The 13586-nt window shown below is 36.9% G+C and carries 11 protein-coding genes; 8 read left to right on the top strand and 3 right to left on the bottom strand.

Annotated elements, in window-relative coordinates:
- Positions 1-14 precede the first annotated feature (14 nt).
- Positions 15-839 carry a 2OG-Fe(II) oxygenase gene (locus ABIB50_RS10925; protein WP_429379749.1) on the bottom strand — a complete coding sequence of 275 codons (825 nt, stop codon included), beginning with the start codon at positions 837-839 and terminating at the stop codon, positions 15-17.
- Between the two features lie 100 nt (positions 840-939).
- On the opposite strand from ABIB50_RS10925, the gene ABIB50_RS10920 reads away from it, so the two are divergent.
- The 6 genes from ABIB50_RS10920 to ABIB50_RS10895 all read left to right on the top strand — a co-directional run bounded on the left by ABIB50_RS10920 (position 940) and on the right by ABIB50_RS10895 (position 7378).
- On the top strand, positions 940-1905 hold the full coding sequence (locus tag ABIB50_RS10920) for a class I SAM-dependent methyltransferase (protein ID WP_429379748.1): 966 nt from the start codon (positions 940-942) through the stop codon (positions 1903-1905).
- A gap of 74 nt (positions 1906-1979) precedes the next feature.
- Positions 1980-3239 (top strand): oligosaccharide flippase family protein, encoded by a 1260-nt coding sequence (locus ABIB50_RS10915; RefSeq protein ID WP_429379747.1) that lies wholly within the window; start codon positions 1980-1982, stop codon positions 3237-3239.
- The gene (locus tag ABIB50_RS10910) at positions 3232-4152 is read left to right on the top strand and encodes a glycosyltransferase family 2 protein (RefSeq protein WP_429379746.1); all 921 of its coding nucleotides are present in this window, start codon (positions 3232-3234) and stop codon (positions 4150-4152) included. The genes ABIB50_RS10915 and ABIB50_RS10910 overlap by 8 nt, the downstream gene beginning before the upstream one ends.
- Before the next feature lie 137 nt (positions 4153-4289).
- Positions 4290-5561, top strand: a complete 1272-nt coding sequence (locus tag ABIB50_RS10905) for a hypothetical protein (protein WP_429379745.1) — start codon at positions 4290-4292, stop codon at positions 5559-5561.
- Positions 5554-6249 carry an acyltransferase gene (locus tag ABIB50_RS10900; protein ID WP_429379744.1) on the top strand — a complete coding sequence of 232 codons (696 nt, stop codon included), beginning with the start codon at positions 5554-5556 and terminating at the stop codon, positions 6247-6249. Before ABIB50_RS10905 ends, ABIB50_RS10900 begins: the two co-directional genes overlap by 8 nt.
- A gap of 1 nt (position 6250) precedes the next feature.
- On the top strand, positions 6251-7378 hold the full coding sequence (locus ABIB50_RS10895) for a glycosyltransferase family 4 protein (protein ID WP_429379743.1): 1128 nt from the start codon (positions 6251-6253) through the stop codon (positions 7376-7378).
- Here ABIB50_RS10895 and ABIB50_RS10890 read toward each other — a convergent pair.
- Positions 7375-8478: a glycosyltransferase gene (locus ABIB50_RS10890; RefSeq protein ID WP_429379742.1), complete on the bottom strand. Its 1104-nt coding sequence runs from the start codon at positions 8476-8478 to the stop codon at positions 7375-7377. The two genes, ABIB50_RS10895 and ABIB50_RS10890, sit on opposite strands and share 4 nt — an antisense overlap.
- Before the next feature lie 15 nt (positions 8479-8493).
- Entirely contained in the window at positions 8494-9435 is a 942-nt protein-coding gene (locus ABIB50_RS10885) for an SDR family oxidoreductase (RefSeq protein WP_429379741.1), read from the bottom strand.
- 405 nt (positions 9436-9840) lie between these two features.
- Between ABIB50_RS10885 and ABIB50_RS10880 the strand changes: the two genes are divergently transcribed.
- The gene (locus ABIB50_RS10880) at positions 9841-11073 is read left to right on the top strand and encodes a glycosyltransferase family 4 protein (RefSeq protein WP_429379740.1); all 1233 of its coding nucleotides are present in this window, start codon (positions 9841-9843) and stop codon (positions 11071-11073) included.
- A 163-nt stretch (positions 11074-11236) separates the two neighbouring features.
- On the top strand, positions 11237-13489 hold the full coding sequence (locus ABIB50_RS10875) for an SLBB domain-containing protein (RefSeq protein ID WP_429379739.1): 2253 nt from the start codon (positions 11237-11239) through the stop codon (positions 13487-13489).
- Positions 13490-13586 lie beyond the last annotated feature (97 nt).

Here is a 13586-nt window from a genome sequence, read left to right as displayed (position 1 = left end):
AATTTAACAGTCATTTATTTTTTGACTATTTTTTTAATAGCTTTTGTTAAAACAGGCGGCGTTAAATCTATAAGTATGCTCTTTAATGTCACCGGCTCTTTAACAGTATCATCAGCTATCCCGGCACGGGATACGAACAGGGTTGAATGTGGTTTTTGACTTACTTCACTTTTTGGGCGTCCGTTACTATAGTAATATAGCGCTATTGATTTTCTGCTTCTGTCGGGCGGGCAGGTGAGCGGATCGGGATGCCCATGATATGAAAAATCAGTAGTCGAAAAAATAGCTATCCTGTTAAAAAGAGGCAATATTTTTCTTTCTGCCTTTTGCATATTTTTATCCCAAAGTTCAAAATGGCCGCCGTAACTTTCGTCCCAGTTTTTGTTTAAATATACCAGCAGGTTTATGCGGCGATCAAGCATGGTAGGTTGATGCTTATTAAAATCGGCGTGTACTTTTAGTAACCCACCAGGTTTAATTTCATGATATCCTCCTCCTTCGAAATAAGGATCGGGCATTAAAGTTTCTTTTATGCCTGTAATTTCCTGCAAAAACTCCAGCATAGGTTGTGAATTTAAGTAATGCACAAACCCTTTGGTAGTGTCGCTAAAATACTGCTCGCCTTTAGCGGCAAGTTTTTTTTCGTTATGGTTGTCGTAACTTATAATATCATTTTTTTTTGAAAGGTCAGGAAAATCATCTAAAACTTTAGTTAAAATTTCTTCGTTAAAAAAATCGTCAATAACGATGCTTGGAAATGGTTTAGCGCTTAAATACTCTTGTTGCTTATCCCTGGCCAGTTGCTGAAGATTCTTTATACGGGGGTTAAGATAATTCATAGTTTTAAATTATTGAGCTGCTAATATAATAATTATACAACTGATGATACCCAATTTGACAGCAATTAAAACTACTTTTGGCAAAGTATTATTAAATAAAATGACGCTGAACAGAATTTTAAAACTTATTCTTAAACCTATCATATTCGTTGGTTTTCCATTTACATTTTTAGCAGCAGTTTGGCTTAAGTTAATCAGGAAAGTAGGGATTAGCTTTTTAGACGAAAAGATATTTATGCAGGTAGGTATGCTACCTGTTATTGATCAGTATTATGAACCACTGATCAACCCAAAAAAACATTTAGTAAAATCATTAAGGGATGACAGGGAATTGCCCGGGATAGACCTTAATACTACCGAACAATTAGACCTCCTGGCAAAATTCAATTATAACGATGAGCTGCTTAAATTCCCGGTTGAAAAAAAAGCAGACGGAGAATATTATTATAACAACGGTTTTTATGAAGCGGCAGATGCTGAATATTATTATAGCATAATAAGGCATTTTAAGCCTAAGCAGGTTATTGAAATTGGCAGCGGTTACTCTACGCTAATGGCGCAAAATGCTTTCGCACAAAATAAAGTTGAGGATGCAAATTATAGCTGTAAATATGCTTGCGTAGAACCTTACGAGCAGCCCTGGTTAGAGAAACTTGATGTTGAAGTAATTAGAAAAAGGGTTGAAACTATTGATAAAACATTTTTTCGGCAACTGGAGGCCAATGATATTTTGTTTATCGACTCAACCCACATGATAAGGCCCCAGGGCGATGTGCTTTTTGAATATTTAGAGATACTCCCTATACTTAAACCGGGTGTTATTATCCAAATACATGATATCCACATGCCTAAAGATTATTTAAGCGACTGGATATATGAACATCGCTTCTGGAACGAGCAATACTTGTTAGAAGCGTTTTTAACCTTTAACAATAAGTTTAAAATTATTGGCTCATTAAACTACCTTACGCATCATCACTATAAAGAGTTTGCTGCTAAAAACCCAATTTTTAGCACCCAGCCGGGGCGCGAGCCGGGAGCTTTCTGGATGATTAAAACAGCTTAGCGCTGCTGTACAAATACAGTTTGTACAACTACCTATAAATAAGTTAAATTTGCTGGAGCAATAACCTGTAAAATTTGAAACAACGCTTAATTGGCTCTTATAAAAAATTAAGAGCAACCAACGTACTGTCCAATTTTTTCAACTTAAGCAGTATACAGCTATCTAATTTATTATTGCTGTTTATTACCATCCGCATTATTACCGGTAGTGTAGGGCTTGAGGGTTTTGGGATGATAATGGTTGCCTACAGATTTTCTATACTTACTGGTACAGTTATTAATTATGGTACCGGTCAATCAGGTGTTAGAGATACCGCTTATAACATTACAGACATTAAAAAACTTAGCGCAGTATTTTGCAATACACTATTTATCAGGACATTGATCTTTGTGTTTTTTTCAATCGGGTTATTTGTGCTTTACTGGTTTCATATATCATCCTATTTTTTCATACTGCTATCCGCCCCTATTGTTTTGGCCGAAGTTTTTAATCCGCTATGTTTTTTTATCGGTGCTGAAAAAATAAAGCTGTTTAATATATATAACCTGGTGGCAAATGTTGTAGCTATAATAGCTATACTGCTTTTTATAAAAAGCCCAAATGAAGCCGGGTGGGTTAATTTTATTTTAGGGATGAGCAATGTCATCACCTATTTAGGTTTGTTAATTTATATAAGCGTTCATTTTAAACTTAAATTTTTACTGCCCCGGAAAGCCGAAATACTTAAAATCAGCAAGAATAATTTTTATTTAACTATAAACAATGTATCGGCTAATCTGCAACAATCAATCATAATATTTGCGTTAGGATGGGGCGGGTCTGATTTACTGGGTGCCTATTCATTGTGCGACAGGGTTGTAAGCCAGTGCAGAAATCTTATAAATACCATCGCGAATGCCTTTTACCCTAAAGCAGTACATTTATATAAAGAAAGCCTGGAACTATGGACTGTTTACAGGAGAAAGACCAAATACCTGTTAGCAGGCCTATTTTTTGCCGGGGCAATGGTTATATTTATATTGGCTGATTTTATTGTATTTACGTTATCAAAACAGCATGATGCAAACTCTATTTTACTTTTAAGGGTTATGGCATTTGTACCGGTTGTATCAGCCTTAAATGTCATAAATATGCTCGATCTGCTTTTGAAGAACAATACGATTTACTTATTCAGGATATCATCAATATTGTTTGTAGTGGCTGTTGGAATGGCATTTTTATTATCCGCGTCAAACAATTACTTATTCATAGGCGCCTTTACGTTGATTGTTGAAATTTGTGCCCTGGTGCTATCAGAGTACCTTATTAAAAAACCTGCTATCAATAATGACTAAGCCGGTTGCTTTAATATTGCTTAATTGGAATACACCCGTACATACGGCAAATTGTATTGCGTCATTAAAGCAATATTGTGATGAGCTTTTGTTTGATATTGTGGTTGTTGACAATGGGTCGACAGATAATTCACTTACATTATTAAAAACCCAATTTCCAAATCTGGCATATATTGAAAACAATGAAAACCTGGGTTTTGCCGAAGGTAATAATAAGGGCTTAGCTTATAGTATAACGAAAGGCTATACCTATTCATTAGTAATGAATACAGATACGCTGGTTGATGAAGATATTGTTTCAGCCCTTAGTGCACATTTAAATGATCATCACCAGGCAGCAGCAGTACAGCCTGCCATATATTGGCTGCATGATAGAACCCGGGTGTGGAATGGCAAAGGTGGTTTTAATCAATTATTGGGATTAACCTATTCTGATAAAACGCTTCCGACCGATAACGCGAGCTGCGAAATTGCAAAATGGGTAACAGGATGTTGTATGCTTATTCGTAACTCGGCATTAACCAAAAGTGGTTTGTTTAACAAGCAGTTTTTTTTGTATTATGAAGATGTTGAGTTATCCTACAGGTTACGCGGGGCGGGCTATGAACTCCATTACCTACCCTCAACCAAAATGTATCATGAAGCCGGTGTATCAGCAAAAGTCGAAAGAAAAGAAGGCTTTCTGAGCCCGATTATTCATTACTACGTTACCCGCAACAGGATATGGTTTTTGCGCAAATACGGTAACATGATCTTCTACCCTGTTTATTTTATAAGCGGGCTTTTATATTATGGGGCTGCGTGGTTGTATTTTAAACTCAGAGGCCGTAATGAAAAAGCCGGCTTTTTAGTTAAAGGTTTAAAAGAGGGTGTTTTCACGGCAAAAAACCTAATTTGGCCTCATAATAACTAATATTAATCAGTAGCATGTTAATTTTCCCACTCATTTTTATCACTTCGTTTATTGTGGCATTGAGGGAGGTCTATAAAGGCAAGGGGGATGGCATATTTATATTTTTAATTTTTGGTCTGTCCCTTTATACCACGGCTATGTCTGTGAGTTTTATGCTCGGGCTAAAAAGTATTATACCGGTATTCCAGTTTTTTAAAGAGATATTGGTGCTGTGTGTACTTACATTAAACATATTATCATTAAGACAAAGGCCACGTTTCCATTTGTTAGATTATCTTATTTTCGCATTCCTCGGTTATACTTTTATCTACGCCATCTTACCAATAGGTGAGCATACTTTTTTTGAAAGGTTACTTGCGTTTAAAAGCACCTCGTTCTACATAGTGGTGTATTTCACCGGGCGTTTCTTTGATGCAAGGACCATCTACATCAATAAGTATTTTAACTATGTGATACTGTTGACTATTGCAGCCGGTGCTGTGTTGGTAGTTGAAGTAATGATGTACCAGCAATTACAATTATTTACCGGATTTGCAGAATATTGCTATTATTTTTTTAATATAGAGCCTGCAGGTTTGTTTGGGCTAAGTACAACTTTTGATTCGGACAGCGGTTTGCGGCGCTTTGCCAGCTTTTTTTCAAACCCGCTTGAGCATGCCGCCGCAACCTTATTAGCACTTGCCGTAATTGCAGCTTTGTTTACACGCGATAATAATAGGTTTAAACCTACTAAAATGGGCCTGCTGGCTTTAGCCGCAACGGCGCTTTCTATAACTTTTGCTATATCACGTGCCCCATTGGCTGCATATTTCTTTATGATATATATTTATGCGCTTATAACCAAGAAAAAATATATTACTAACGTAGTTCACCTTGGTGTTGCCGCAGGGGCGATTTACCTGTTCTATTTATTTACACAGTTTGATGCCAATAATAAATCGGGCCTTATCGCGGTTTTAATGAATACCATTGATTTTAGCGACCCCTCAAGCGTTGGGCACATCGTACAATGGGTAGAGGGCATTCTGGCAATGGCACAAAGCCCCATGGGACTTGGGCTGGGTACATCGGGCCGCGTAGCCGGCACTTTGGGCGAAAACGTAGGCGGAGAAAATCAATTTATAATTATTGGGGTGCAAGCTGGCATAATTGCACTATTTTTATATTTGGCCATATATATCTTATTTGTTAAAACGGGTTTAAAGTGGCTTAACCAGCTAAAAGGAAAAGAAAGAAAAGTATGTATGGCTGTTTTACTGATAAAAATTGGTTTTTTTATCCCGATGTTAACATCCGAAGTTGAGTCATCATCTTATCTTTCTTACATGAACTGGTTATTATCAGGCTTATTTGTAAGTATAATTATGCAACAACATTCCACCCCATTGCAACCGGCGCCAAATGATTGAAAAGCTGATAAGTAAACTAAAAAACGACCCTAACTATAAGTTGGAAACATCGCACTCTAACCGCGATCTTTTTGCCGTGGCCTGGGTTAGGTTTTTCCAGCTGATACGTGGCTTATTTTTAAAATTCTTTTTTAAAAGATCGACGGGGTTAGTCTTTGCGGGTACTCATGTTAAGGTAAGGCATGGCTATCAAATATCAGCCGGCAAAAATTTAATAATAGATGATAATGTAAGCATCAACGCGCTATCAACCAATGGCATAACAATAGGTGACAATGTTTCTATAGCCCGCGACTCGATACTATTCTGCACCGGTGTTATTGCCCATCGTGGGGCAGGTATAACCATTGGCGACAGAACCGGTATTGGTGCACGTGCTTTTTTAGCCGGGCAGGGCGGCATTACTATAGGTAATGATGTTATAACCGGGCCTAATATCCAGGTGTTTTCAGAGAACCATAATTTTGACAATCTAACCCAGACTATAAAAGAACAGGGCGTTACCAAGCAGGCTGTTATAATTGGCAATAATTGCTGGCTGGGTGGCGGCATTACTATATTGGCAGGTGTAATGTTGGGTGATGGTTGCGTTGTTGCTGCCGGCAGCGTGGTTAATAAGTCGTTCCCGGCAAACTCTATAATAGCCGGTGTACCTGCCAAATTAATTAAAAGTCGCGAAGCTCTTTAATATGCCCAAACCATTAACCATAGCAGTTGATGTGCGCGACCTTCAGGTAGCCAAAACAGGCACAAAAACTTATTTAGAGGAGCTTTGCAAAGCGTTTAAAAAAATAAACGATCCTTCTATACGCTTTTGTTTTTTAGACACTGTTATCCCGGTTTATACAGGCAATACAAAAACACTTAAACTTATTGAGCATTTTAGGTATCAGCTGTGGAAACAACTGGTATTACCTCTAAAAGCATTTTTCAATAAAGCCGATATAGTTTTTTGTACCGATAACTTTGTCCCGATCCTGCACCTGGGTTATAAAACTATTCCCGTTTTTCATGATGCTTTCTTTTTTGAAACTCCCGAAAATTATGGAAAGTTATGGCTATGGCTCTATAAAAAAACGGCCTTGCCTGGCGCAAAAAAATCCGCCTTTATAGTTACTCCAAGTCAATGGGCAAAAAAGCAGATCAACCATTTCACACATATCCCTAACGATAAATTAGCGGTTGTTTATGAAGGACCAAAAACGTTAAACCCAGGTAACGCAATAAATACTGACGATCTTTTAAACTCACTTCAATTAAACCCCGGCAACTACATTTTACACGTAGGCTCCATGTTTAAGCGAAAAAATATCCCCGCCTTGATACGGGCTTTTAGCCAAATAAAAAAAAAGGGATACCCGGAATTAAAGCTGGTATTGGCAGGAACCTTGTCTGTAAATAATCCGGAAAGCGACCGTCAGTTAATAACGGATACCATTACTACTTGCCAATTAAGTAAAGATGTTATATTAACCGGGTATTTAGCGGATGAATCATTGGGTAAGCTATATGATAATGCTCTGCTGTATGTTTTCCCATCAATAAACGAAGGTTTCGGCATACCTGTGCTTGAGGCATTTAGGCATAATTTACCTGTATTGGTGGCCAACAATACCTGCCTGCCAGAAATTGGAGGTGATGCTGTATTACAGTTTGATCCATTTGATATAAATGATATCTCCACCAAAATAAAATTGGTGCTGGATGATGAGCAGTTACGAAAGGATATGATGGTAAAAGGACAGGAGCGCCTTAAAAACTTCTCGTGGCACCAGGCGGCGTTACAATTAATTGAGCTATTTAAAAAAGCTGTTTAACTATTTAAAAACACTTCTACGTGTTCATCAGCAACATTTTCCCAATTAAAAACACTTAATGCGCGCTCACTGGCTCTTTGCGCCAAAGCAAGCATTTCAGGATAATGTGTTTCACAGTAATTTATCTCTTCGGTTAACGAACTTATATTTCCCTGCTTAAACATCCTTACTGTATCTAAAACGGCGTATTGGTTTTCTTCTATATCGCTAACTATCATAGGTACATTAAGGCCCATAACAGTTAGTACAACAGGTGATAATCCTTCCACGTCCGACGGCTGGATATAGCAATAAGCATTACTCATTAGTGTATTAGTATCGTCACCGTAAACATACCCCGGGAAAATTACCTGGTCGTTAGCCATATCCAGTAATTTCTTTTCATAAGGAGACGGATTCGGTGAGCCGCCAATTAATACCAGTTTTTTATTGGAATTTGAATTTTTAAAGGCAGGGACCAAATAATGAAGACCTTTATCTGGTATAAATCGCCCAACAAATAAGTAATAGCTACCTTTTTCAAGGCCATGTTTTTGCAGGATATCCGTATTGTCATTAACGGCATCCACCTCACTGCCAAACGGTATAAACTTAAATTGTTTGTTAAATCTTTCTTCAAAAAGTTTTTTGGCAATTACGTTATCAAATATCACCTCGTTAGGTAAATGCGCAGTGATGAAGGCTGCAAACCTTAAATATAGTTTACCATACCAGGGCCATTTATCGCGTTTCCAATCTACCCCATCCTGGCTAATAAACACCTTTTTGCCAAATAAGCGTAAGGGTAATGCCCAAATACTGTTACCCCCGTTTTGTATATGTACAACATCGGCAGTATTATTAACTATTATATCAAAAGTACATTTAAAAGAATGCAGTAGGGTATCAAATCCTTTTTTACCGGTGGTTTTAAAGGTCTTTATTTTTACACCTTTAAATTCGGTAACATCAACAAATACATCGGGATATTGTCTGTTGTATGCAATAACGGAGTGCCCTCTGCTAACAAGACGTGGAAATAATTCAAGTGCAAATTTATCCGCCCCGGCGGCACCTTTTGCCAAAGGGATCGATCGGAAGCCAAAAGCAGCAATACGCATCTTCGAAAATAAAATTTATAAAGTAATATATTCTTTTACCGGATAAATATTTTTTTCTTTTAAGTAGTCAGCGTAATAATCATTAACATATTCTCTTAGCGCAATTTTCCAATCGCGCATAATATTCATATTTCTTAATTCCAGCTTTTTGTTAATCAGCCGTTCTGATGGCGGTCTTGGAGCAAAATAGGTGTCTTTAAAATAGCTTGAGGAAACTTCGCTAACGGTAACCTCATTATCAAGGCCAAGTATTTTTACCAATTCTTCTGCAACCTCGTACCTGCTGGTTTCGCCATTGCAAACCATGTTATAAAGGCCCCAATATTCACGTTCCAATAATAATTTAACGTTTTTAGCAAAGTCAACAGTAAATGTTGGCGTGCCGTCCTTATCATTTACAACATTTAAGTTGCGATTGCCGTTAGCTAATTGTTTAATAAGCTTGTTTATAAATTTCTTGTCTTTTTCTGGGCCGCCACCCATCATCCAACCGGCACGGCAAATTATATAGCGTGTTGCATTTTCGCGTACATAACGTTCGCCCATATATTTAGATCTTGCGTAATGCCCTAATGGATTTGGCTCATCCCAATCATCATAAAAATCTTTGGCACCATCAAATATCCCAGCGGTACTGATGTACAATACAGGAATATTTAAATTATTAGCTATAAAAACAGCGTTTTCTACAGATGTAGTATTGGTAAGATAAGTATCGTCTAAGTTTAGTTCGCAGTATTCAAGGTCTGTGTACGCACCTAAATGAAAAAGATAATCAGGTTTAAAAGCTTCAACATCTCTTTTATATGCGTCAAAGTTTCTAAAATCTAAAAAGCTAAGCCATTTTTCATTTACATCTTTATCTGTACATTTAACTTCGTAATCATCTTTAAATATGCGATAAAAGGCTTCTCCAAGCATTCCACCAGCACCAGCAATGTAAATTTTTTTCTTCATATTAAATGTTAACACCATAATGGCAACACCTGGCAGATGTTTAAGTTGCGATAAGGGAATTTTACTTCACCTTTCAAAACTAACCTTTTTTGAGCCATTAGCAGAATATTTTTTAAAAAAACCGTCTATTAATTTAAACAATTTGATCAAAAATTAAATTGTTTAACACTTTAAATATTAAGTTGATTAATAAATGTCGTTAAAGATAAAAAATTGGCAATTGCTACCTTCACCTCCCATATCATGATTTTTATAGTATGATATGGATTACATTTTTAAGACGAGCGCAGTAGATTATTAATCCAAATTTTTATTTTTTATAATTTATCTATACTTACATATAATACAACCATCTTTAGATTTTGTTTGTATTAATGTTGATTTTCTGAATAAACTGCTTATTAAATGAATATTCTTGTTGTAAACTGGACGTGGTACCCAAGTGGAGGAGATTGGACATATGTGGACAATGTAGTAAAACTATACCAGCAAAGAGGGCATAATGCAGTACCATTTTCTATGAAAGATGACAGGAATTACCCCTCTGAATATTCTGATTACTTTATTGAAAATATTGATTATAAGAAAGTTAATAAACATAGCTTAACCACTGGTATAAAGGTGGTTATGAAAAGTATATATTCTGTAGAAGCGCAGACAAATTTAGAACGCCTGCTAACAGATGTAAAAATTGACTTTGCACATATAAATGTTATTCATCATTACATCACCCCTACTATTTTAAAAATATTAAAGGAAAAGGGTATCCCTATTATCTGGACATTACATGAGTATACCCCCATTTGTCCTGAAAGTACATTTATAAGTCACGGCCAAATATGCGAACGTTGTTTTGGAGGCGCTTTTTACAACTGCATAACTCACTCGTGTAAAAAAAGCTCTTACCTGGCCAGCACAGTCGCAGCTTTGGAAAACTACGTACATAATTACTTTGATTATTATAGTTATGTGGATTATTACATATGCCCCTCGGTTTTTTTGTATGAAAAATTTAAATATTTTAATTTCCATACTGATAAATTGGTGCAGCTATACCATGGATATGATTATACCGGGATTGAAGCAGCAAAGTTAATTCCTAAAACCGACACTGAAAGTTATATAGTTTTTGTTGGCCGGCTTGAAAAAATAAAAGGGGCGCATACTGTACTAAACGCCATGAGGGATTGCCCTGATATTTCCATAAAAATAATTGGTGATGGCACACAGGAAAGTGAGTTAAAAATGTTTAAAGACAATAACCGATTGAAGAATGTCACTTTTTTAGGTAAAAAAAGTAAACAGGAAACACTGCAAATAATAAATGGTGCGCAGTTTTCAATTTGTGCATCAGAGTGGTATGAAGTTTTAGGCTTTACCGTGGTTGAAGCCATGGCCTTAGGCAAACCGGTTATAGGATCAGCTATTGGCGCAATACCAGAGATGGTTATCAATAATTATACTGGCTTATTATTTGAACCAGGAAATCATAAACAGCTTGCCGGTTTGATTAAAACATTATACGCTAACAAAGTTCTTCTATTACAAATGGGTAAAAATGCACAGCAGCATATCAATCAACTTATAGATACTGAAAAACATTTTACCGGCTTACAAAAACTAATTCCGGGACTATGACGTTTACAGCATACTAAGTTGGCGGGTTGCCAAACAACATTTACTCGTATAATATTTTATATTTGCATCAATTAGATCTTGATTATACATGCGCATTAAATACCTGTTTTATATCTTATTTCTTTGTTCAATACTAATAACTAACCGTGCTGCTGCTCAATCAATGAGCGACTTAAGAAGCATGAAAGTTAGCCAGGCAACTGATGGGCAAATAGTAGAGGCCTGGAAAAAGCTGCAAGCCTCTGGATTGTCTGAACAGGATGCTTATAAAATGATGGGTAAAAATGGCGTTCTGCCTGAAGAAGTACAAGCTTTTAAAGACAGGGTGACCTTACTGGGTTTAAATAAACCAACAGTACCAAAAGCATCATCATCAACAGAAAAACAAAAAACCGGTTCTGCAAGGGATATTAATGATTTGGTAATAAAGCCAAAACCACTTGAGCACCCTATAAACAATACTGCACAGGCAGTATTGGAAGTGTATGGTACGCAATTTTTTAAACAAGCTATTACTTTCGAGCCTAATTTTTCAATAGCAACCCCCAAGAGCTACGTATTAGGGCCCGGCGATAAAGTTATTATTCTGGTAACCGGGCTAAATGAAAAAAGTATTGAGGCGACAGTGAGCCCGGATGGCAACTTACAAATCCCGCTTGCTGGTATTGTTTATGTAAATGGCTTCACAATTGACCAGGCTACTGTCTTAATAAAGAGGAAACTAACTAAAATTTACCCTGCCTTAAGTTCAGGACAAACGCTATTAACTGTAAATTTAGGCAGTACCCGTAGTATAAAAGTAACTGTAAAAGGCGAGGTAAAAACTCCCGGATCATTTACCCTATCTTCATTAGCTACATTACCAAATGCTTTATATAACTCTGGTGGACCAAATACAATTGGTTCATTAAGATATATTAGGCTGATACGAAATAATAAGCTTTATAAAACGATAGATTTTTACAGTTATCTGCAAAATGGTATACAAGATGGCAACATACGTCTGGAAGATCAGGATGTAATTCAAATACCTGTTTACAAAAAGAGGGTAAGCATTAGTGGTGAAGTTAAAAACCCGGCTATTTATGAGCTAAAAGAAAACGAACATTTAGACGATCTGATAAGGTATGCAAGCGGATTTACTGATGTGGCTTATACAGGTATTGCTAAAGTTGACCAGATTAATGAACTGCAACACGAAGTAAAAGATGTCCCTTCTAATCTTTTCTCAAATTACACACCACATAATGGCGATAAAGTGCAAATAGGTGCAGTAACCAACCGCTATACCAACAGGGTTGTGCTTGAAGGGTCAGTTTATCGCCCCGATGTTTATGAGCTCACTGCGGGCCTTACATTAAGCCGGCTTTTAAAATTAGCGCAAGGATTAAAGCCGGAAGCCTATATGGAACGTGGTTACATTAACAGAACGCTCCCCAATCTGGAAAAGCAAAGCATACCATTTAAACCCACTGATATACTTAACGGCGTAAATGATATAGCGTTGTTACGTGAAGATAGCGTTGTTATCATGGATCGCGAAGCATTTATATCTAACCAAAAAGTAACAGTTAGCGGGTATGTTAGGCGCCCATCTATAATTACCTATCGCAAAGGTTTAAAATTGGCTGATGTTATTGCCATGGCAGGCGGATTTGCCGATGAAGCAGCCGATCATCATATTGAAATAAACAGGGTTATTAAAAATGAATCTGACAGTGTAGCTAATCAGCAAGTTAATACATTCATCGTGGACATGGCAAATAATAAGGATGCCAGTATAGAGTTAGAACCTATGGATGTAGTTAACGTTCCACGTTTAGTTAATTACCGCTCACTGGGCAATGTGGTTGTTAAAGGTGAGGTTGTATTCCCGGGTGATTATCCTGTACAAAAAAGAAACGAAACCGCGCTTGAATTTTTACAACGAGCCGGTGGCGTAACACCTTATGGATCAATTGAAAATGCCCAGATTTATAGAAATGGTGTACGCGTTAATCTTGACTTGACTGCTAAGACTAATATTCCTGAAGCTAACAAGAATATGATATTACTACCTGGCGATAGTGTGTATGTACCGCGTGTGATATCATATGTTGAAGTATCCGGAGCGGTAAATAATCCACAATATATAAGCTATAACGGACACAGATTTAAATACTACATTAACGCTGCTGCGGGTACCACAGAAAATGCAAGGTTAAAAGGAGCATATATTCAATATCCCGATGGCTTGAATCAACCGGTTAGACATTTCCTGTTTTTTCGCCATTACCCTACGGTTAAACCCGGTAGTAAAATTATAGTTCCTGAGAAGGCTCCTGATAATAAATTTAAGATTGGTTTTGGCGACCTGGGGAGTATAGCTGGCATTTTAACAGCATTGGTAAGTATTGTAGCTATTTTACACAAATAACAATGAGCCAGGAAAATACACAATACCCATACGAGCCAGAGTTTTCTTTCAAAAAATTAATAAGTGAACGCATTGGCGATATAAAGTTTGTACTACA

This window comes from Mucilaginibacter sp. UYCu711 (assembly GCF_050433825.1).
GTDB lineage: Bacteria > Bacteroidota > Bacteroidia > Sphingobacteriales > Sphingobacteriaceae > Mucilaginibacter.
The sequence above is the reverse complement of the archived record's forward strand: the minus strand, read 5'-3'. Positions and strand labels throughout refer to the sequence as shown.